The organism is Streptomyces sp. NPDC047028 (assembly GCF_040644095.1).
GTDB lineage: Bacteria > Actinomycetota > Actinomycetes > Streptomycetales > Streptomycetaceae > Streptomyces.
Genome location: NZ_JBEYVS010000017.1, coordinates 1 through 21,872 on the forward strand (window position 1 = coordinate 1; position 21,872 = coordinate 21,872).

The window sequence follows — 21,872 nt, forward strand, 5'->3', positions numbered from 1 at the left end:
AGTTCTCAAGGAACGGTCGCTTCCTTTGTACTCACCCTCTCGGGCTTTCCTCCGGGCGCTTCCCTTCGGTCTTGCGTTTCCGACTCTATCAGATCTTTTTCCGATCCGATTTCCTCGGCGCTTTCCAGGTTTCCGCTTTCGCGGTTTCCTTTCCGGCGATTCCGACTCTATCAGACTCTTTCGGGCCTGACCCCCAGTCAGTGGGGTTTGTCTTCGCGGCTGTTAGGCCGTTCCGACGTCTCAAACCTTAGCGGATCCGGCCGGCGATTCCCAATCGGGCCGCCGGCTCCCTATTCGAATTGAATTCGGGCACGCCGAAATCAATCCCGTCGGGAGATCGTGCTGGTGGTGTGAGATGCCGCTCGAGGCGGCGGATGTGTTGTCGGAGAACCGTTACGGCTCGGTGGCAACCCGGAGAACTGTACGGACCGGGCGGAGGCGTGTCAAGCATCCCCTGTCAAGATCTTTTCGCGGGCTCAGTCCAGGTCGCTGAGCCGGCCGCCGGCGTCCGGCTGGGCGTGCTCGACGCGGCGCAGGAGCCTGGTCAGGACCTCGCCGAGGACCGCCCGCTCGGCGGGGGTCAGGTCCTGGAGCAGGTCCTCCTCGAAGACGGTCGCCAGGCGCATCGCCTCCAGCCACTTCTCGCGGCCCTCGGGCGTCAGCTCGACGATGACCCTGACCCGGTTGGACTCGTCGCGCTCGCGGGTGACGAGGCCCTCCGTGACCATGCGGTCGATGCGGTGCGTCATGGCGGCAGGTGTGAGGCCGAGCCGCTTGGCGAGGTCGCTGGGGCCCAGGCGGTAGGGGGCGCCGGACAGCACGAGGGCCTTGAGCACCTCCCACTCGGCGTTGCTGATGCCGAGGTCGGCGGTCTGACGGCCGTACGCGACGTTCATACGGCGGTTCAGGCGGGACAGCGCCGACACGATCTTCTCGACCTGGGGGTCGAGGTCCTGGAACTCGCGCTGGTAGGCGGCGATCTGTTCTTCGAGCGTCGGCTCCGTGACGCCGGGGGTCTCGGCCATGGCCGAAGTATCGCACGCGGCGACTTTGCCTTGAAGTCCTTCGGTGTGTAGTCTTTAGCTTCGAACTTTAGCTTTGAAGTCTTCACTCCTAAGGCTTCACTCACTTGTGGAAGAGGTGAACGTGACCAGGGCGACGGGCGCAGCGATGCGCCGGATCCACGTGGGCAACGCACTCAGCGCTTTCGGGCTCGGCTTCACGGTCCCCTACCTGTACGTCTACGTGGCGCAGGTGCGGGGGCTGGGGGCCATGACGGCGGGACTCGTGCTCGCCGTCTTCGCCGTGGCCGCGCTGATCGTGCTGCCGTTCGCCGGCCGGGCGATCGTGCGGCGCGGCCCCCTGCCGGTCCTGCTCGCCGCCCTGGTCCTTGCCGCACTGGGCGCGCTGAGCCTGGGGCTCGCGGGGAACGCCGTGGCGGTGCTGCTGTCGGCGGCGGCGCTGGGGGCCGGGCAGGCCGTGATGCAGCCCGCGCTCGCGACGATGATCGTGGACTGCTCCTCGGCGGACACCCGGTCGCGGGCGTTCGCGACGCAGTTCTTCCTGCAGAACCTCGGACTGGGCGTGGGCGGGCTCATAGGCGGCCACCTCGTCGACACGACGCGGGTCTCCTCCTTCACGCTGCTGTTCGCGATCGAGGCGGCGATGTTCCTGGTGCTGGTCGTCGTGATGTCGACGGTGCGGATGCCGCACTCGCCGCGGATCGAGGACGCGCCGGCCGGGTCGGCTGCGAAGGGCGGCTGGAAGCGGCTGCTGGGCAACCGTGCGATGGTGCAGCTGTGTGTGCTGGGCTTCGTGCTGTTCTTCGCGTGCTACGGCCAGTTCGAGTCGGGTCTGAGCGCGTACGGGGTCGAGGCGGCCGGGATATCGACGTCCGCGCTGGGGACGGCGCTGGCGGCGAACACGATGATGATCGTGGTCGCGCAGTTCGCGGTGCTGAAGTTCGTGGAGCGGCGGCGGCGGTCGCGGGTGATCGCCGGTGTGGGGCTGATCTGGGCGGTGGCCTGGGTGACCGCGGGGTACGCGGGGCTCGGGCACGGCAGCCAGGAGATGGCGACGGCGGCGTTCGTGTCGACGTACGCGTTGTTCGGGCTGGGTGAGGCGATGTTGTCTCCGACGGTCGCGCCGTTGGTGGCGGATCTGGCGCCGGAGGGGCTGGCCGGGCAGTACAACTCGGTGTTCGCGCTGGTCAAGCAGTTGGCGTTGGCCGTGGGGCCGGCGGTGGGGGGTCCGCTGGCGGCGTCCCTGCACGGGCCGTACGTCGTGACGTTCCTGCTGGTGTCGCTGGGCATCAGCGCGCTCGCCATACGCCTCGGGCGGCACCTGTCTCCGGCCCAGGACAGGCCATGGCTCTACCGCAGCCGCGTGATCGCCCGAGGCCCCTCGGTGGAACCGGTCACCGCGGAGGCGTAGGCGCACCGGCACCTCGGCGGGCCGGGGTGGGCCCGCTCACCGGCGCTCGCCGGGGGTCCCCCCCAGGCCCTTTAGGCACTGGGGGAGGCACTCCCGCACGCAGCTGAGTACGTGCCCCGTCAGGGGCGCGGGGAACTGCGCGAGCGGCCACGACGCGCCCGCAGGCGGACGACGGCCCGGCGGGGCAGCGCCCTGAAAGCGCCCTGAAGGGGCGCGGGGAACTGCGCGACCAGCCACGACGGACCCACGCCGGAAGGCGACCCGCACCCGGGTTGGTCAAGCTCTCGGCAGGAGGAACTCGCACCAGACGGCCTTGCCGCCGCCGGGCGTCCTACGGGAACCCCAGTGGCTGGCGATCGTGGCGACGATGGCGATCCCGCGCCCGGACTCGTCGGCCAATTCCGCCTGCCGGCGCCGGGGCAGATGATCGTTGCCGTCGGTCACCTCGATGATCAGGCGCCGGTCGGTGCGGCGGAGCCGCAACCGCATGGGCGGCGTCCCGTGCTGGAGCGAGTTGGCGACCAGCTCACTCGCGGCCAGCACCCCCAGATCGTGGAGTTCGGCGGGGAACCGCCAGCTGGTCAGCACGCCGGAGGCGAACGCCCGCGCGCGCGGCGCCGCCTCCACCCCGCCGAGGAGTTCCAGCGCCGCGTTGCGGAACAGTTCGCCCTCGGGGCCGCTCCACGCGGGATGCTGCAGGACGAGGACGGCGACGTCGTCGTCGTGGTCGGCGGTGACGCCGGCCGAGCGGACGAGGCGGTCGCAGACGACCTGCGGGCTCCCCGTCGCTCCCGACAGGGCCCGCTCCAGCGCCGCGATGCCCTCGTCCAGGTCCTCGTTGCGGCGTTCGACGAGGCCGTCGGTGTAGAGGACCGCCGTCGCGCCGGGGCCGAGGGGGATCGAGCCGGACGCGTGCATCCAGCCCCCGGTGCCGAGCGGCGGCCCGGTGGGCTCGTCGGCGCGCCGGACCGTGCCGTTCTCGTCACGGACGAGGATCGGGAGGTGGCCGGCGGAGGCGTACACCAGGCGGCCCTCGTTGGGGTCGTGGATGGCGTACGCGCAGGTGGCGATCTGGTTGGCGTCGATCTCGGCGGCGAGGCCGTCGAGGAGCTGGAGCACCTCGTGCGGGGGCAGGTCGAGGCGGGCGTACGCGCGGACCGCCGTACGGAGCTGGCCCATCACCGCGGCGGCGCGCACGCCCCGGCCCATGACGTCGCCGATGACGAGCGCGGTGCGGCCGCCGCCGAGGGTGATGACGTCGTACCAGTCGCCGCCGACCGCGGCTTCGGTGCCGCCGGGCTGGTAGGTCGCGGCGATGCGCAGGTCGTCGGGCTGTTCCAGTTCCTGCGGGAGGAGGGAGCGCTGGAGGGTGACCGCCGTCTCGCGCTGGCGGCGCTCGCTGGCGCGCAGGCGTTCGGCGGCCTCGGCGTGGTCGGTGACATCGGTGGCGAAGACGAGCACCGCCCCGCCCCCGTCCCGGTCCCCGCTGTCGCCGGTGCCGCGCGTGCCGTCGGCGGCAGGGGTGCAGGTGAAGGTGTAGGAGCGGCCGTCGACGGCCTTGCGGGACTTCAGGGTGCGCGGCTTGCCGCTGCGCAGCACCTGGTCGAGCAGCGGCAGCAGACCGAGTTCGGCGAGTTCGGGGAGCGCCTCGCGGGCCGGCGCGCCCAGGGGCCGTACGCCGAAGGCCGCCGTGTAGGCGTCGTTGACGTAGGCGATGCGGTGGTCGGGGCCGTGGACGAGGGCGACCAGGGCGGGTACGCGGTCGAGGACGTCGCGCGCGGGCAGCTGGTCGACGGCCGGGCCGGTCGGCAGGGTGCCGACGGCGGTGCCGGTGCCGGCGCCCGGGTCGATATCGATGTCGGTCAGCTGTTCGACGCGGGCCGCGGGTACCGAGCCTTCTCCCCGCCGGTCCGCAGGGACCGCCTGCTCGTCGGTCCGCGCGGCGGCGCGGCGCTGTGTTCCGGGGAGCCGGGCGCTCCAGCGCGTGAAGTTCACAGTGGGGAAAGCCTCGTGGGTGCTGAGGAACGGGCGGGTGCCCGTCCAAGGTCGTGGGGCAGTCTGGCAGGTGCGGGCCGCGGCGGCATCCGTCAGACGCCTCAGCGGGCCGTGGAGTTCCGCGGTCCGGTCAGGACGACCCCTTCGGGTCGTCCGAGGGGCTGTGAGGAGGCTTTCCACCGGCCGCGAGTTCGAACTCCGCTCGGGGATGTTCGAGTGAGCCGAGCGAGACGATCTCCCGTTTGAACAGTCCGGCGAGGGTCCATTCGGCGAGGACGCGGGCCTTGCGGTTGAAGGTGGGCACCCTGCTGAGGTGGTAGACGCGGTGCATGAACCACGCAGGGTAGCCCTTCAGCTTGCGGCCGTAGACCTGGGCGACGCCCTTGTGCAGGCCGAGGGAGGCGACGGAGCCGACGTACTTGTACGCGTACGTCTTCAGGGGCTCGCCGCGCAGTGCGTGGGCGATGTTGTCGCCGAGGACCTTGGCCTGGCGTACGGCGTGCTGCGCGTTGGGCGCGGTCAGCGTGCCGGGCTCGGTGGCCGTGACGTCGGGGACGGCGGCGGCGTCGCCGGCGGCCCAGGCGTGTGCGGCGCCGTCGACGGCGAGTTCGGCGGTGCACTTCAGCCGGCCGTGGTCGGTGAGCGGCAGGTCGGTGGCGGCGAGCAGGGGGTGCGGTTTGACGCCGGCGGTCCACACGACCGTACGGGTCGGGAAGCGGCGGCCGTCGCTGAGGACGGCGACCCGGTCGACGCAGGACTCCAGGCGGGTGCCGAGGAGGACCTGGATGTTGCGGCGGCGCAGTTCGGTGACGGTGTAGCGGCCCATCTCCTCGCCGACCTCGGGGAGGATGCGGTCGGCGGCCTCCACGAGGATCCAGTTCAGGTCCTCGGGGCGGAGGTTGTGGTAGTAGCGGGCGGTGTAGCGGGCCATGTCCTCCAGTTCGCCGAGCGCCTCCACGCCGGCGTAGCCGCCGCCGACGAACACGAAGGTGAGGGCGGCGTCGCGGATCGCGGGGTCGCGGGTGGAGGAGGCGATGTCCATCTGCTCGATGACGTGGTTGCGCAGGCCGATGGCCTCTTCGACGGTCTTGAAGCCGACGCCGTGCTCGGCGAGGCCGGGGACGGGCAGGGTGCGGGAGATCGAGCCGGGGGCGAGGACGAGTTCGTCGTAGGTGATCAGCTCGGTGGCCCGGCCCTCCTCCTCGGTGGCGAGCGTCTTGAGGGCGGCGGTGCGCACCGCGTGGTCGATGGAGGTCACCTCGCCGACGATGATGTGGCACTGGTCCAGCACGCGGCGCAGCGGTACGACGACATGGCGGGGGGAGATCGAACCGGCGGCCGCTTCGGGAAGGAACGGCTGGTACGTCATATAGGGGTCGGGAGTGACGACAGTGATGTCGACGGTGCCCTGCCTGAGCTCGTTCTTCAGCGTCCGTTGCAGCCGCAGCGCCGTGTACATCCCGACGTAGCCGCCACCGACAACGAGAATGCGCGCACGTTCCTTCACCATCCCATGACGCACCCGTCTCTGGTGTTTGTCCACAGCCCCGGCAATTTGTGTGACCGGCGAGCGTGTGTGCGTGCGGCCGGGCGCGGCCCCGGGGGTGGACGAAAGGGGGCAGGTCAGCGGGGGCGGACGAGGGGGAGCGAAGGTGTGGAATCGGGACTTACCTGCCCCGTACTCCGATCGGGGGGCGCTCTGTGCGGAACCTCCCCCTTCTGAATTGACCCCCTCTCAACTATGTTCGTGTGTCGACGGGGTGTAGGGAATGTGGTCGAACGGGTTCGCGACGGGCGGATCCGCTCGGGACCGATGCCGCTTTCCGTGCATCCCTGATTCAGTGACGGGGAGTCTCCGGGGGGAGACGTCATGTACCGGGGGAAACACATGCATGTTCAGGACACGACGCATTGGGCATCCGCGACGGCGGCGGCCGTGGTGAGTGACGGCGGCGGCCGGGCGGTGCACACCGCGGGTGTCGCCTCGGCAGTCGCCGGGGCGGGTGTCGCCTCGGCGGCGAACGGGCGCGCGGACGCGCGGACGACGCCGCTGCGGGTGGACGCACAGCGCAATCTGGAGCACGTGCTGCGTGCGGCACGTGAGGTGTTCGGCGAGCTGGGGTACGGCGCGCCGATGGAGGATGTGGCGCGGCGCGCCCGGGTGGGTGTCGGCACGGTGTACCGGCGCTTCCCGAGCAAGGACGTCCTCGTACGGCGGATAGCCGAGGAGGAGACCGCACGGCTGACCGAGCAGGCGCGGACGGCGCTGGGGCAGGAGGACGAGCCGTGGTCGGCGCTGTCCCGGTTCCTGCGGACGTCCGTGGCGTCGGGGGCGGGGCGGTTGCTGCCGCCGCAGGTGCTGCGGGTCGGGGTCGCCGAGGCGGAGCCCGAGGTGGGCGCCGAGGCCGGGGCCGGGGCGGCCGAGGAGGCTCGGGTGCCGGCGCAGCGGTCGCAGCCGGGGGCTTCCGGGGCGGCCGAGTTGCGGCTGGTGCCGGAGCCTTCGGTGCTCGGCTCGGAACTGGGCGGGGAGGCCGAGGACAGCGGGGTCGCCGCGCTGCTCGACGTGGTCGGGCAGTTGGTCGACCGCGCTCGGGGCGCGGGGGCGTTGCGGGCGGACGTGTCCGTGGCCGACGTGCTGCTCGTGATCGCCACGGCGGCGCCCTCCCTGCCGGATGCGGCGCAGCAGGCGGCGGCGTCCGGGCGGCTGCTGGACATCCTCCTGGAGGGCCTGCGGTCCCGGCCCGCCTGAGGCCGGCCCCGCCTTCGACGGGATTCTGTTTCCACCCGCACCACCCGTGCAACTTTCACGGTCGGGTGCGGGTGGCCCCTGTGGGGCGCAGTCACCGTCGGCGGCCGCCGGCTCGGGGGCGGCGGCCTGTCGGACAATTGCGGCTTTCACGGTCCGGTGCGAGTGGCTTCCGCAGGGCAGGATCACCGTTGGCGGCCGCCGGATCCGAGACGGCGGCCCCTCGGCGCGGCGAGCCTGCGGGGTAGTTGCGGCTCTCACGGTTGAGTGTGGGTGGCCCCTGTGGGGTGCGGCCGGTGTCTGCGGGGGTCGGCTGGCCGGTTCGGGCGGAGGGTGCTCGTTCGAGTGGGTTTCCGTACTGGGTGGGGTGTGGGTCCTCGGACGGGTGGATGCGGGTGGGAGTGGGGGTCCCGGGGGAGGGGGATGTGGCAGGCTGAGCCGTGATGGGTTGATGGGTTGGGCTGGGCCGGTGTCGGGGGCTTTCCGGGATGGGCGTTGACGAGTCACGCGGCGAGGGCGAGGCCTCCGGGCTGGGGTCGCCGCAGGTGCCCAGCCAGGGCGGACGCGGACCGTCCCGTGGGCCGGGTTCCGGCGGTGCCCGGGAGCGCGGCGACGGCCACGGTTCCTCCAGTGAGCAGGATTCCGCCGACGGCCGTGCTGTCTCCGGTCGGCGGGGCCCCGCGGATGACCGGCGTCCTTCTGGCCAGCGGGGTCCTGCGGATGACCGGCGTCCTTCCGGTGAGCAGGGGCCTGCGAGTGACCGGCCCCCCTTCGGGCAGCGGGGGCCGGCCGATGACCAGCCCTCCTTCGGTCCAGGCGTCTCCGGGCGGCGGGAGTCCTTTCGCCGGGACGGGGAAGAGAGCGTTCCCGCTCAGCGGGAGGGGAGCGTGCTGCCGCCGCGGGAGGTACCGGCGGCGGACGGGGAGCTGATCGGGCGGATGCGGGGCGGGGACGACTCCGCCTACGAGGAGTTGTACCGGCGGCACGCGGACGCCGTGCGGCGATACGCGCGGACCTGCTGCCGGGACGGGCACACCGCCGACGACCTGACGGCCGAGGTCTTCGCCGGCATGCTGCAGGCCGTGCGCGGCGGATCCGGTCCGCAGCACGCCGTGCGCGCCTACCTGCTCACCTCCGTGCGCCGGGTCGCCGCGCACTGGACCAAGTCCGCCAAGCGTGAGCAACTCGTCGACGACTTCGCCGTCTTCGCCCAGCAGGCCTGCGGCGCCTCCGAGGTGGCCGACGACGACACGCTGGACCTCGGCGCCGATGTCCGCGCGCTGCACGAGGCCGAGCAGTCCATGGCGATGCGGGCCTTCCACTCGCTGCCCGAACGCTGGCAGGCCGTGCTGTGGCACACCGAGGTGGAGGACGAGTCCCCGAGCGAGGTCGCCGTCCTGTTCGGTCTGGACGCCAACGGCACGCGCGTACTGGCCAGCCGCGCCCGTGAGGGCCTGAAGCAGGCCTATCTGCAGGCCCACGTCAGCGCCACCCTCACCGGCGACGAGGAGTGCGCCCGCTACGCCGACCAGCTCGGCACCTACGCACGCCGCAAGCTGCGCGTCCGCGCCGAGCGGGGGCTGCGCAAGCACCTGGAGGAGTGCGCCCGTTGCCGGCTGGCCGCCGCGCAGATCGAGGAAGTGGCGAGCGGCATCCCCGCCGTCGTTCCGGTCGCGGTCATCGGCTGGTTCGGGGCCGCCGGATACGCGAAGGCGCTCGGGCTCGTCGCCGGTGGCGCCGGGGCCGGCGCCGCGGGCGCTGCGGCCGCGGCCGGCGGCTCGTCCGGCGGGGCCGGCGGCGCGGGCGGTGCCGTCGCCGCGGAGGGGCTGGGCGCGCCGGTGAAGGCGGGTATCGCCGCCGGGGTGGTCACGGTGGCCGCCGCCGCTGTGGCACTGGCCCTGGTGAACGACAGCCATCCGGCCAAGGTGGCCGAGCCGGCGCCACCCGCGCCGATCGTCCGGCAGACGCCCCCCGCGCCCACGCCGTCGAAGAAGCCGCCCACCCCGCCGAAGGCCGCGCCGAAGCCCGAACCGGTGGTCCTCGCCCCGCGGCCCACCCCGCCCCCGCCGCCCAAGCCGGCGCTACGGCCGACCCCGAGTCCCACACCGACACCGCCCCCGAAGCCCACGCCCACCCCGACACCGCCGCCGAAGCCCGCGCCCACCCGGACACCCACGCCCACCCCGACGCCGCCTCCCCCGCCTGCGCCCGTCGTGTACCAGTGGAGTGACCTGCGCTACGACATCGGTGGCGACGGAACCCGGCCCGAGATGCGGCTGCGCGAGAGCAGCTGGGTGTGGCGGCGCTACGGCATGTCCGTCGGCGGCAAGCAGTACGCGCGCGGTGTCACCGTCCGCGGCGACTCCTCCGTCACCATCGACCTCAACCGCTCGTGCACCGCCTACGACGCGCTCGCCGGTGTGGACGACCTGACCCTCGGGCTCGGCAAGGTCTCCTTCTCCGTGTACGCCGACGGGGCGCGGCTGTGGGAGTCCGGCATGGTCAAGGGCCGGGATGCGGCCGTACCGGTGCACGTGGACCTGACCGGCCGCCGTACCGTGACGCTCGTCGTCGCACCGCACAGCAACGCCTTCGACCGGGCGGCACTGGCCGACTGGGCCGACTCCCGCTTCACCTGCCGCTAGGGCCGGTCCCCGCTCTCCCCGTCGGCCGGGTGCGGCGCCGGCCGGTCCAGGTCCCGTAGAACGTCCGCCGGTTCGGACGACGCGCCCCGGGCGCGTTCGGCCGCGTACCGCTGCGGGGACATCGCCGCACGTGCTGCCGCGTCGACGCGGGCCGCGCGGGCGCGGTCCGGTTCGGGGCGCGGGTTGCCGTCGCGCCAGTGGTCGGCGGCCGCCAGCAGCCGTACCGCGCCCGGCAGATCGTCGAGCCGGGCGACCAGGTCGGCGGCGATGTCCACCAGGGCCGCCGTGACCGCCTCGGCGCACCGCTGCTCCACCGCGTCCCGCAGCGCGGCGGTCACGACAATGAGACCGTGTTCCGGGCCCAGCTCGCCGGCCGTGATGAGGGCGTCGAGCCCGCGCAGCTCCGCCTCGAACTGCGGGGGCGGGGTGCCGGCGGCCGCCATCGCCCGGGTGCCGTCGAACAGCGCCCGCGCGAGCGGCAGGTCCCCGTCGTGCACGGCGATGCGCGCCCGCATCAGCTGGACGAAGGCACGGGACTCCACCACCCCGTAGCGGTCGGCGGCCGAGCCCGCCTCGTCCAGGGCGGCCAGGGCGGCCGCGCGGTCACCCGAGCGGTGGGCCACGTCGGCGAGCCGGGCCAGCAGGAACGGCGACTCGGCGTACGCGCCCACCTCGTAGGCGAGTCGCAGCGCCTCCTCGTACTCACCACGCGCGTCCTCGAACCTGCCGCGCGCCATGGCCGCCTCGCCGGCCGCGCTGCACACCTGGGCGCGCATCCAGCGGTCCCCGACGCGGCGGCTGAGCGAGCGCAGCTCGGCGAGGTCCTCGTCGACGCCGCGCAGGTTGCCGGGCGAGTCGACGACCATGTGCGTGCGGTACATCAGGGTGACGCCGACCTCCCAGTCGCCTCCGTACGTCCGGCAGTTGGCGACCGACGCGGACATGTCGGGGCCGACGTCCGCCGGGCCGCCCAGGTAGTAGGCGGTCAGCGGCCAGACGATGCCCGGGAGCCGGGCGGCCTGTGGTCCGCCGCGCTCGTAGGCGATCCGCACGCGCGCGATGTATTCCGGGGCCCGCGGGTCGTTCAGCAGCTCGGCGGTGCCGGTCTCGGACGTCATGAACAGGTAGAGCATCCGCAGGTCCATGCGCCGCTCGCCCAGCGGATGACCGGCATCGTCGTCCGCCGCGAGGAAGGCACCGACCTGGTCTGCCCTCTCGACCAGCTCGGACAGTGGGCTCCCCGGGGGCGCCTGCCCGCGCCGGGTGTCCAGCGCGATGCCCAGGCGGAGCACCAGGTCGATCCACTCCACGGCCTCCTGGCGGTAGTTGCGCAGCCACCAGAACCAGCCCATGGCGAGGACGATCGCGACGGCCTCCGCCTCGTCGCCGCCCTGGACCGCGCGGTCCAGGGCGGCGCGGATGTTGTCGAGTTCGCTCTCCAGGCGGTCGATACAGGGCAGTTGGGCCGCCGAGCGCAGCCGGGGCTCCGCCTCCTCGACGAGGGCGCGCACCCACGCGCGGTGGCGCCGTTCGGCGGCGGCGCGCGCGTCGGGGAGTTCGGCCGCACGCTCGCCGGCGTACTCGTGGATGGTCTCCAGCATGCGGTAGCGCATGCCGCCGGTGCTGTCCGGGCCGTCGGGGGCGGCGACGACGAGGGACTTGTCGACGAGCGCGCCGATCAGCTCCGCCGCCGGGCCGGTGCACACGGCCTCGGCCGCCGCGAGGTCCCAGCCGCCGGCGAACACCGAGACCTCGCGCAGCGCACCGCGCTCCCGCTCGTCGAGCAGCTCCCAGGACCAGTCGACGACGGCCCGCAGGGTCTGCTGGCGGGGCAGGACCGTGCGGCTCCCGGAGGTGAGGAGGCGGAAGCGGTCGTCGAGCCGGTCGGCGATCTGCCGCGGGGTGAGCAGCCGGAGCCGGGCCGCGGCGAGTTCGATGGCGAGGGGCAGGCCGTCCAGGCGGCGGCAGATCTCGGCCACGGCCTCGGTGTCACGGAGCACGGCCTCGGCGTCGGGGCGGACGGCGGTGGCGCGCTCGGTGAAGAGGCGGTGCGCCTGCTCGGGGACGAGGGGTTCGACCGGGCGCACCGACTCGCCGGGGACGCCCAGGGGTTCACGGCTGGTGGCGAGGATCGTGAGCCCCGGGCAGTGGGTGAGGAGGGTCTCGGCGAGGGAGGCTGCCGCGCCGATGACGTGTTCGCAGTTGTCAAGGATCAGGAGCTGGCCGCGCGCGGCGCAGTACTCGACGAGCAGGGCCGTGGGGTCGGCCTGCGGGGTCGCCAGGTCGTGGGGCAGCAGCACGGTCTCGCGCAGACCGAGCGCGCTGACCACCGCGCCGGGCACCGCCTCCGGCCGGTCGAGCGGGGCCAGCTCGACCAGCCATGCCTGGGGCAGCCCTGCGGCGGCCTCCTCGGCGAGGCGGGTCTTTCCCGAGCCGCCCGGTCCGGTGAGCGTGACGAGGCGGGCCCTGTGCATATCAGAACGAATGGCGTCGAGTTCGGGTTCCCGCCCCACGAAAGAGGTAAGGCGTGGACGCAGGTTGCCGGTTCGTTCGGGCGGTGGGGCGAGCGGCGGGGCGGCGGGGGTGGCCTGGGCCTGCGGGCGCAGCAGAGAGGCGTGCAGGGCCTGGAGTTCCGGGCCGGGGTCGGCGCCGAGGGTGTCGGCGAGGGTGCGGCGGGCGGACTCGTACGCGGCGAGGGCGTCGGCGGGCCGGCCGGTGTCGCGCAGGGCGCGGATGAGGAGGGCGTGCAGGGCTTCGTCGTAGGGGTGGGCCGTGGTCAGTTCCGTCAGCTCCGGTACGACGTCCCCGGCGCGGCCGAGGTCGAGGGCCGCGGCTGCGCGGGCGCGAGTCGCCTCCATGCGGAGCGCCTCGGGGCGGGTGGCGGCCGTACGGTCGGGGAGGTCGGCGAGGGCCGGGCCCTGCCAGAGGGCGAGGGCGTCGGTGAGGGCACGGTGGGCGGTGGCCGGGTCGTTCGCGGCGAGGGCCTTCGTGCCGGTGCGGGTGAGGCGTTCGAAGACGTGCAGGTCGATGTCGTCCTCGGCGGCCTCGAAGCGGTAGCCGCCCGGGGTGGAGGTGACGGTGTCCCGGCCGAGGGTGCGCCGGAGCCGGGCGACGAGGGCCTGGAGGGCGGCGAGGGCGTCCTGGGGCGGGTCGCCGGACCAGATCTCGTCGATCAGGGTGCCGGACGTGATGGTGCGGCCGGGGCGCAGGGCCAGGGCGGTGAGGAGGGCGCGGAGCCGGGGGCCGCCGAGGGACAGGGGGTCGCCGTGGTCGTCCGTCGCTCGGGCCACGCCCAGGATTCTGTACCGCACGGGGCCATTGTCACCGGGTGGTGGGGATGGGGCACGGGAGTTTGCGGCCAAGGGCTGCGGGGCCGGGATCGGCTGTCCCGGCCCGGCAGCCCTCGGGCCGGGATCGGCTGCCCCGCCTGCCTGTGCTGTGCGGCGCACCCCCACCGGAGCACGCCGCATCATCGGCTCACGGCGAGGTGCACCTCACCGCACGCTGATCGCGAACACGTGGATCTGGTCGGCGTCCGGGAGGGTAACGGTGCGTACGGTCTTGCCCGGGGTCAGCGGGACCGGGTTGCCGAAGAGCTTGTAGCCGATGCCGTAGTTGGCCGGGCCGGCCGGGGTGTTGCGGTGGTCGGTGGTGACGACGGTGGTCGCGCCGTACTCCGTGCCGTCGGTGCAGCACCAGTTGGGGAAGCCGAGGCTGCCGGTGCCGGTGGAGCCGTCGGTGTACGTCACCTTGACCTGGCCGGAGGTGAACCCGGCCTCGGCGCCCAGGAACCACAGCTCCGAGCCGCTGCCGGTCAGGGTGATGGACTGCCCCGCGGCGGCGACGTTGTCCGGGGTGCCCGGCGCGCTGTCGGGGAAGGTCCAGGTCACGCCGCCCTTGCTGATCTCGGCGCCCGGCGTCGCACCGGCCGCGGCGAGCGCCTGGGCCGAGTAGGTGTCGCCGTCCCCGTCGAAGTCGCCGGTGGTGTAGTTGCCCGGGGCCGGGGGCGCCGACTCGCTGGTGATGCCGGTGTTGTCGAAGGCGGCGGCGAGGCTGGGGTAGGGCACGTCGGTGACGACCGATGCCCGACCGGCAACGGTCCCCGTACCGGCGCCGCCCGCGCGGTAGTCCGCCGTCGCGGTCAGCGTGCTGACCGTCGTGCCGGGCTTGGCGTCGGGACCCTTCACGGTGACGGTGACGCTCTTCGCGGTGCCGGGCCCGACACGGCCGAGGGAGGCCGTCGAGGGGCTGACGGCCCACCCGTCGGGCGCGTCCACGGCCAGCCGGGCCCGGGTGAGGCCGGTCGGCCCGTGGTCGGCGAGGCTCACCTTCCAGGTGGATGCCGTGCCGTCGTCCCCGCCGGCCCGGGTCCAGGTGATCGCGGTGGCGGGCTGCGTGCGGTGCGCGGGGCCGGCGTGGACCCGGTACAGCGCGGTGGCGTGCGGGGGCAGGTTCGCGGCGATGGTGCCGGTGGTCTGCGTGGTCTTCTTCGACCAGAGGTCCTTGAGCAGGTACGACGTCCCGGCCGGCAGCCCTGCCTCGGTGGCCGTGGTGGTGATGGTCCGTGCCTCGTCGGAGGAGTTGAACAGGGCGACCGCGCGGTCGCCGTTCGCGAGGGGCTTGGACAGCACGTCGTAGCCGTCGCCGTGGCCGACGATGCGGCCCTGGATGCCCTTGGCGTCCTGGTCGACCGCGATGACGTCCTCGTTGCCGAGCACCGAGAGGGCGTCGGGCGAGGCCTTCGTCAGATCGGTGCTGGAGATGAGCGGGGCCGCCATGACCGACCACAGGGACATCTGGCTGCGGATCTCGTCACCGGTGAGCCGGGACTGGCCGGCGAGGAGGAAGTCCGGGTCGTTCCAGCGGCCCGGACTCTGCAGGTCCGCCAGCTGCACGTTGTAGCCGTAGTTGTACTTGATCGACGACCACTTGCCGCGCGCCGAACCGGGCTCCATGGCAATGTCGCGGCCCTCCCGCCACAGGTTGCCGACCTGCGCGGACCAGGAGATGACGTGGTGCCAGTCGCTGCCGCCCTCGAAGTAGGCGGGCGCGGACACCGAGAAGACGATGGGCCGCCCGGTGGCGAGCAGCGCCCGGCTCATGTCGCCGTAGATGCCGTGGTACACGTCGTCGGCGCTCTGTCCGGCGGGGACGGGGACGTTGCAGCCGTCCAGCTTCAGGTAGTCGACCTTCCACCGGGCGAAGAGGTCGGCGTCCTGCTGGATGTGCCCGTAACTGCCGGGGTAGCCGCCGCAGGTGGAGGTGCCGGCGTCCTCGTAGATGCCGAACTTCAGTCCCATGGCGTGCAGTTGATCGCCGATGTAGGCCATGCCGTGCGGGAAGCGCTGGGGGTCGGCGACGAGGTTTCCGTCGGCGTCCCGGCTGTGGCTCATCCAGCAGTCGTCGGTGGTGACGGTGTCGTAGCCCTTGGCGGCCAGTCCCGAGGAGACCAGGGCGCGGGCGTTGGCGAGGACGGTGGCCTCGCTGATGTCGCAGCCGTAGTACGACCAGTTGTTCCAGCCCATGGGCGGCGTCGGTGCGAGGTTCGGGTACGCGGCGTCCGTGGGCGACTCGGCGGCGGCCGGCGCGGCCAGACCGCCGAGGGTCAGTGCGGACAGGGCGGCCGCGAGCGCCAGTGCGCTGCGCCCTCGGGCCGTTCGGCGGGGTGCCGCGGCGCCGGGGCGGGGCGTGGCGGGTGGACGTCTGCGCGTGGTGCGGGCTCTCTCGAACACGGGAACTCCCGTCTGGGACACGTCAGGACCGACATGGCGCCCACATCCTGCTCCACCGTCGCTCATACATGCAATAAGCAAGCACGTTTCGCGCAGAACCGAGCATGCATGGAGTGGCCAACGTGCAGCTCGGGGCTCGCGGACTCCGTTCCGGCCGGCAACCGGTCCGGTGCCGGGCAGCCCCCGTCGACTCGGGGGCGCGACAGGACTCCTGAACGCGGCCCGGAGCACAGCCCGATACGCGCCCCTCACACCCGCGTACGCGCCTTCACACCCCCGGTGCCAGTGCTCCCCTTCTCGGGGTGATCCCGGAGGGGACCGCGCGGGCGCGGGCCGGGGTACCGGTCCAGCAGGTGCCCCTGCGGGCCAGGAGGCGGCGCAGCCAGAGTTCCAGGGAGACAAGGTCGGCGAGCCCGTCGAGGGGCAGGGGGTCGCCGTCGGCGGTCGCCCGTACCGCCTGGCGGACCACGCGGGCCTCGACCAGGCCGGCCTCCGCCAGCAGCGGCGTGGTGAACAGGTCCATCAGGGTGTCGGCGGCCAGCCGCAGGCCCGCGCGCGCCGCCGCTGCCGAGGACGCGTGGGACGGGGTGCCCCAGCCGGGCGGGAGGTCGCTGACGCCGGCGCCCTGCAGGACCGTGCGGAGGATCGCGGAGCGGGCGCCGGGCTTGACGCGCAGGGCCTCGGGGAGGGCGCGGCAGGCCCGGACGACCTGGTTGTCGAGGAAGGGCGAATGCAGCCGCTGGGAGCGGATCTCGGCGGCCTGTTCGAGGACGCGCAGGTCGGCGGCGGACCGGGCGAGTGCCGCCCGCGCGCGGTAGTCGCCGGGGCGCAGTCCGGGGCCGAGCGCGGACCGGTTCAGCGACCCCTGGAGCAGAACCGATACTTCAGCCAATGCCTCCCCCGTCATCCAGCGTGCGGCCGGACCCGGTCCCGCCCAGGTCAGCGCGGCGAGGGACGCGCCGACCGCGCCGTGCGGCTCGTCGAAGCGGCGCCGCATCAGCCGCTCGGCGAGCGCCTCCACGCCCGCCCGGTACGGGGTGCGCGCGAGCCGCCGGGCCGCGCTGTACACGCGCGCGGGGACCATCACCGACCCGTCGGCCTTGGTCAGCGCGGCGACCGGGCGGACCAGATGGCGCCGTTGGCGGTCCATCAGAAGGTCGGCGAGGCGGGCCGGGTGGGCGTCCAGGACCTGCCGGGCGCCGTGCCCGGTGAAGTGGTCGGCGCTGCCGGCGGCGAGCCGGGCGCGGTGCCGGGCCGCCGAGACCAGCGAGGGTCCGGGTTCGTCGGTGAGGGGGCCGTCGAGGTCGGCGTATGGCAGGGTCTCCTCGGCGCCCGTCACCACCACGTGGTGCAGCCGGGGGTTGGCCGCGAGGGCGCCAGCGCGTTCGAGTTCGGCCTCGCGCCCGCCGACGGCCAGGTCGTTGAAGGTGACCGCGAGCAGCCGCTCGCCCGCGCCCGTGCCGTGGCCCAGCAGGGTGCCCGGCATGCCGGGAAGTCCGGCGGCCAGCAGCGCGAGCGTGCCCGAGGCCGGGCCGCCGGACAGGTCGGCGCCGATCCCCGGAACCGGCATCCCGCGCGCGGCGCGCCGTGCGGCGGGACCCATGCCGGGCACCGGGCCGGGGTCGAGGTCGGGCACGTGCCGGGGGGCCGACAGCCGGGCGCGCACGGCCTCCACGAGCGCGTCCCGTACGGCGTCCACCGCGCTGTCGGCGTCGGCCGGGGGCGCGGCCACGGCGAGGGAGGCGACCGGCTCGTACCCGGCGATCTCCCGCGCGCCGGCGCGCAGCACCAGTGCGTGCCCCGGCGGGATGCGCCGTACGCCGTCGTAGGGGGTGGTGTCGTGCAGCGCGGCCGGTACGTCGGGGGCGGCGAGGAGAGCCGCGAGGTGCCCGAAGTCGAGGTTTGCCTCGATGAGGTCGGCGAGCGGCAGGGCTGCGGTGGCGTAGGCCGTGCCGCCGGCCCAGGGGGTGTGGAACACCGGGCGGGCGCCCGCGAGATCGCCGCACACGGTGATGCGGCGGCCCACCTGCACGACGGCCGTGTAGCTGCCGGGCCAGTTGGTCAGGTGTCTGAGCGCGCCCCCGCGCGCGGCGATCAGGCCCAGTCGCAGCTGCTCGTCGGTGGCCCCGCAGGTGCCGAGGACGGCGATCCGGTTCTGCGCGTCGGCCCGCACCACGCGCACCTCGTCGGGCCGCCAGTCGCCGACGGCCCACAGCGGGTCGGGGTCTCCCCACAGGAGCTGGGAGCCGACCGGGTGCAGGGTCTCGCCGTCGTATCCGGTGGCCCCGGCCGAACCGGCGTATCCGGACACGCCCCCGGAACCGCCGTAACCGCTCGCGGAACCGCCGTACGCGTTCGCGGAACCGCCGTATCCGGTCGCGGGACCGTCGTAACCGGTCGGGGAAGCGAACCCGGCGGCACTCGCGGCGGTGCTGCTCCATCCCACCAACCACCGCATGGACGCCTCCACAGACCGTGGACAACCAGTGCACCGTACGAACCGGACCCCATGCTGCCATGAAGGGGCCGCTCCGGAGGGCCGCCGGCGCCGCCTTCGATCGGGGGAACGCTTCCACGCGCGCGTGCCCGGCAACGCACGAACTCCCGTACGGTACCCACCGGCTACGATACGAATGCGCCCCCGATTCACGCCCTTTGAACGCCCTCTGCGCCCTCAAGTCCCGTGGTGGGGGCGGTAATCACCCACCCACGGCAGGGGCGATTTTCGGCCAAATCATCGGCATGCCAGAAGGCGCGCGCACGCTCCGTACAGGCTCTGCGCAGCGCACGGGCGGCAGTTGACGCGCACAGTCCGGGAGGCGGGTGTCGCCTCCCGGACCGGTCCGCCACCCGCGGGGATGTAGGTGGCGGTGTCCCCCAGCCCGCTGGATCCAGTACAGCGGGCCGACCCACGCACGAGCCATGGAACCGCTCCCCCGGTGGCCGGAGAAGAGCGCACGGACGGGCGCACGGCCACACGGCCGGGGGCACGTCCCGGCGGCCGTGCACGGTGCGTACAGGTCCGTACTGCCGTACGGACCACAATCCCGCCAACCGGAACAATGCCTCTTAACGCTTGGGATGCGGCGAACTACGCTGGGTTTACGAATGCCGCGTGGTTATGCCAGCGCGACAGCCGTCTGTGTCGAGGGGTGGCGCATGTCCAGGGAGCAACGCGGGCCGAACGAAAAGCTCGGCGCCGTTCTCGCCCTCGCGGGAATCAGCAACGCAGGACTCGCGCGCCGCGTCAACGACCTTGGCGCCCAACGCGGGTTGACACTTCGCTACGACAAGACCTCGGTGGCGCGCTGGGTGTCGAAGGGGATGGTGCCGCAGGGAGCGGCGCCGCACCTCATCGCGGCCGCCATCGGGCAGAAGCTCGGCCGCCCGGTGCCGCTCCACGAGATCGGCCTGGCGGACGCGGATCCCGCCCCCGAAGTGGGCCTCGCCTTCCCCCGCGACGTGGGACAGGCGGTCAGGTCGGCGACGGAGCTGTACCGGCTCGACCTGGCCGGCCGCCGGGCCGGCTCCGGCGGCATCTGGCAGTCGCTGGCCGGGTCGTTCGCGGTGAGCGCGTACGCGACGCCCGCCTCCCGGTGGCTGATAACCCCCGCCGACAGCTCGGTCGCGCGCGAGGCGAACACCGCCGAGGGCTCCGGCGCGCCGATCAAAGTCGGCCACAGCGACGTGGGGAAACTGCGCGAGGCCGCCGAGGACGCCAGACGCTGGGACTCCAAGTACGGCGGCGGCGACTGGCGTTCGTCCATGGTCCCGGAGTGTTTACGGGTGGAGGCGGCGCCGCTGCTGCTCGGTGCCTACTCCGACGAGGTGGGCCGCGCGCTGTTCGGGGCCACCGCCGAACTGACCCGGCTCGCCGGGTGGATGGCCTTCGACACCGGCCAGCAGGAGGCCGCCCAGCGGTATTACATCCAGGCGCTGCGGCTCGCGCGCGCGGCGGCGGACGTACCGCTCGGGGGGTACGTGCTGGCGTCGATGTCCCTGCAGGCGACGTACCGCGGCTTCGGTGACGAGGGCGTCGACCTCGCGCAGGCCGCCGTCGAACGCAACCGTGGACTGGCGACCGCGCGGACCATGAGCTTCTTCCGGCTGGTCGAGGCGCGGGCGCACGCGCGCGCGGCGGACGCGCAGGCGGCCGGCGCGGCGCTGAAGGCGGCGGAGGGGTGGCTGGAGCGGTCCAGGGACGGCGACCACGATCCCTCCTGGCTCGGCTTCTACGGCTACGACAGGTTCGCCGCCGACGCCGCCGAGTGCTACCGGGACCTGAAGGCGCCCCGCCAGGTGCGGCGTTTCACCGAGCAGGCGCTGTCGAAACCGACGGAGGAGTTCGTGCGGTCGCACGGGCTGCGGCTGGTCGTGTCGGCCGTCGCCGAGCTGGAGTCGGGGAACCTGGACGCGGCCTGCGAGCAGGGGGTGCGGGCGGTGGAGGTGGCGGGGCGGATCTCGTCGGCGCGGACCACGGAGTACGTGAAGGACCTTTTGCACCGGCTGGAGCCGTACGGGGACGAGCCCCGGGTGGTGGAGTTGCGGGAGCGGGCGCGGCCGTTGCTGATGGCATTGGCGTAGTGCTGCGGCTTGGCTTGGGGCCGCGTCGCGTCTGCCGGGTTGCGGTGATCTCGCGGGTGCGGGTGCGTTCGTCTTCTCGCGCCCGCGCGGCGGAGCCCCATATCGACACTGCCCCGCGCTCCTTTGGGGGCGCTGCCGTGGGCCGGGGTTTCGATGCGTTGTCAGTGGCGCAGTGCACTATCGGGAGTGGAGGTGGTGCTCGGTGCCGGTCGGGGCGTACGACTGTGATGTGCTCGTCGTGGGCGGGGGGATCGTCGGGCTGGCCACGGCGTACGCCGTCACGCGGGCCGCGCCGGGCACGCGGGTGACCGTGCTGGAGAAGGAGGCGGGGCCCGCCCGGCACCAGACGGGGCGCAACAGCGGGGTCATCCACAGTGGGATCTACTACCGGCCGGGCTCCCTCAAGGCGCGGTACGCGGTGCGGGGCGCCGCCGAGATGGTGAAGTTCTGCGCCGAGTACGGCATTCCGCACGCCGTCACCGGCAAGCTGATCGTGGCCACCGAGAAGGAGGAGCTGCCCCGGCTGCACGCACTCGTGCAGCGCGGCCGGGAGAACGGGATCCCGGTGCGGGAGCTGGGCGCCGCGCAGATCGGCGAGTACGAGCCGGAGGTGCGCGGACTCGCGGCGATACACGTCGGGACGACCGGGGTGTGCGACTACGTGGGCGTCGCCCGTCAGCTCGCGCGGGCCTCCGGCGCCGAGATCCGGTACGGCGCGCGGGTCGTCCGGGTGGACCGGCGGCCGGAGCGGGGCGTGGCCGTGCTGACCTCGGGCGGGGAGGTCGTGCGGGCGCGGGTGCTGGTGAACTGCGCGGGCCTGCACTGCGACGAGGTGGCCCGGCTGACCGGGGACGAGCCCGGGGTGCGGATCGTGCCGTTCCGGGGGGAGTACTACGAGCTGGCCCGGCCGGAGCTGGTGCGGGGACTGGTGTATCCGGTGCCGGATCCGGCGTTCCCGTTCCTCGGGGTGCATCTGACCCGGGGGATCGACGGGGGCGTCCACATCGGGCCCAACGCGGTGCCGGCGCTGGCCCGCGAGGGGTACGGGTGGGGGGTCGTACGGCCCCGGGAGCTGGCCGGGACGGTGGCGTGGCCGGGGTCGTGGGTGATCGCCCGGCAGCACTGGAGATATGGGGCCGGGGAGCTGGCCCGGTCCGTGTCCAAGAGGGCGTTCCTGGGGGCGGTGCGGAGGCTGTTGCCGGCGGTGGAATCGGAGGACCTGGTGCGGGCCCCTGCGGGGGTGCGGGCGCAGGCGGTGCTGCGGGACGGGACGCTGGTGGACGACTTCCTGATCCGGGAGGCGCCTCGGGCCGTCCACGTGTTGAACGCGCCGTCCCCGGCGGCGACGGCATCCTTGCCGATCGGCCGGGAGGTGTCGCGCCGGGTGCTGAACCTGCTGGGCGCCCTGTAGCAGCCGCACCAGGGGGCTCCGCCCCCTGGACCCCCGACCTCGCCCACCCGCCACCCGACTCGCGAGATGAAGAGGGCACCCAAGGCCGCAGGCCGCCGGGCGGATGGCCGCCGCCACGGGGGGATGGGGGGCCGTTGTCAGTCGCTCGGCAGGACGGAACCCATTGCCGGTGCCCGGCGGGACGTGAAGGCACCGGGGCCTCCGGGCCAATCGCTCCACGGGGTGTGAAGGCTTCCGGGGCCTCCGGGCTGGCGCTCCACAGGACGCGAAAGCACCCGGCGCCCCCGGGCCACCACTCCACAGGACGCGAAAGCACCCGGCGCCTC

The 21,872-nt window shown here is 73.6% G+C and carries 11 protein-coding genes; 5 read left to right on the top strand and 6 right to left on the bottom strand.

What is annotated here, in order from left to right; all coding sequences use genetic code 11:
* Nucleotides 1–476 precede the first annotated feature (476 nt).
* Nucleotides 477–1,025, bottom strand: a complete 549-nt coding sequence (locus ABZ854_RS16915) for a MarR family transcriptional regulator (RefSeq protein WP_129308239.1) — start codon at nucleotides 1,023–1,025, stop codon at nucleotides 477–479.
* 145 nt (nucleotides 1,026–1,170) lie between these two features.
* Between ABZ854_RS16915 and ABZ854_RS16920 the strand changes: the two genes are divergently transcribed.
* Nucleotides 1,171–2,433, top strand: coding sequence for an MFS transporter (locus tag ABZ854_RS16920; protein ID WP_361211156.1), 1,263 nt, complete (start codon nucleotides 1,171–1,173; stop codon nucleotides 2,431–2,433).
* Between the two features lie 276 nt (nucleotides 2,434–2,709).
* On the opposite strand, the gene ABZ854_RS16925 is transcribed toward ABZ854_RS16920, so the two are convergent.
* Nucleotides 2,710–4,428, bottom strand: coding sequence for a SpoIIE family protein phosphatase (locus tag ABZ854_RS16925; protein WP_361210807.1), 1,719 nt, complete (start codon nucleotides 4,426–4,428; stop codon nucleotides 2,710–2,712).
* A 130-nt stretch (nucleotides 4,429–4,558) separates the two neighbouring features.
* A complete protein-coding gene (locus tag ABZ854_RS16930; protein WP_361210810.1) occupies nucleotides 4,559–5,938 on the bottom strand; it encodes an NAD(P)/FAD-dependent oxidoreductase in 1,380 nt (459 codons plus the stop codon).
* 378 nt (nucleotides 5,939–6,316) lie between these two features.
* Between ABZ854_RS16930 and ABZ854_RS16935 the strand changes: the two genes are divergently transcribed.
* Nucleotides 6,317–7,177 (top strand): helix-turn-helix domain-containing protein, encoded by an 861-nt coding sequence (locus tag ABZ854_RS16935; RefSeq protein WP_361210812.1) that lies wholly within the window; start codon nucleotides 6,317–6,319, stop codon nucleotides 7,175–7,177.
* Between the two features lie 485 nt (nucleotides 7,178–7,662).
* A complete protein-coding gene (locus ABZ854_RS16940; RefSeq protein ID WP_361210814.1) occupies nucleotides 7,663–9,819 on the top strand; it encodes a sigma-70 family RNA polymerase sigma factor in 2,157 nt (718 codons plus the stop codon).
* Here the strand turns inward: ABZ854_RS16940 and ABZ854_RS16945 are convergent.
* The 3 genes from ABZ854_RS16945 to ABZ854_RS16955 form a co-directional block, all read right to left on the bottom strand.
* Nucleotides 9,816–13,130, bottom strand: coding sequence for a BTAD domain-containing putative transcriptional regulator (locus ABZ854_RS16945; RefSeq protein ID WP_361210817.1), 3,315 nt, complete (start codon nucleotides 13,128–13,130; stop codon nucleotides 9,816–9,818). The genes ABZ854_RS16940 and ABZ854_RS16945 overlap by 4 nt on opposite strands.
* Before the next feature lie 183 nt (nucleotides 13,131–13,313).
* Complete coding sequence (locus tag ABZ854_RS16950) at nucleotides 13,314–15,551, bottom strand: NEW3 domain-containing protein (protein WP_361210820.1); 2,238 nt, start codon at nucleotides 15,549–15,551, stop codon at nucleotides 13,314–13,316.
* Nucleotides 15,552–15,819: 268 nt separating this feature from the next.
* The gene (locus ABZ854_RS16955; protein ID WP_361210823.1) at nucleotides 15,820–18,009 is read right to left on the bottom strand and encodes an asparagine synthase-related protein; all 2,190 of its coding nucleotides are present in this window, start codon (nucleotides 18,007–18,009) and stop codon (nucleotides 15,820–15,822) included.
* 701 nt (nucleotides 18,010–18,710) lie between these two features.
* On the opposite strand from ABZ854_RS16955, the gene ABZ854_RS16960 reads away from it, so the two are divergent.
* Together ABZ854_RS16960 and lhgO are read left to right on the top strand one after the other, a co-directional pair.
* Complete coding sequence (locus ABZ854_RS16960; RefSeq protein ID WP_361210826.1) at nucleotides 18,711–20,135, top strand: MFS transporter; 1,425 nt, start codon at nucleotides 18,711–18,713, stop codon at nucleotides 20,133–20,135.
* Nucleotides 20,136–20,337: 202 nt separating this feature from the next.
* Nucleotides 20,338–21,546, top strand: a complete 1,209-nt coding sequence (lhgO, locus tag ABZ854_RS16965) for an L-2-hydroxyglutarate oxidase (protein ID WP_361210829.1) — start codon at nucleotides 20,338–20,340, stop codon at nucleotides 21,544–21,546.
* Nucleotides 21,547–21,872: the final 326 nt, after the last annotated feature.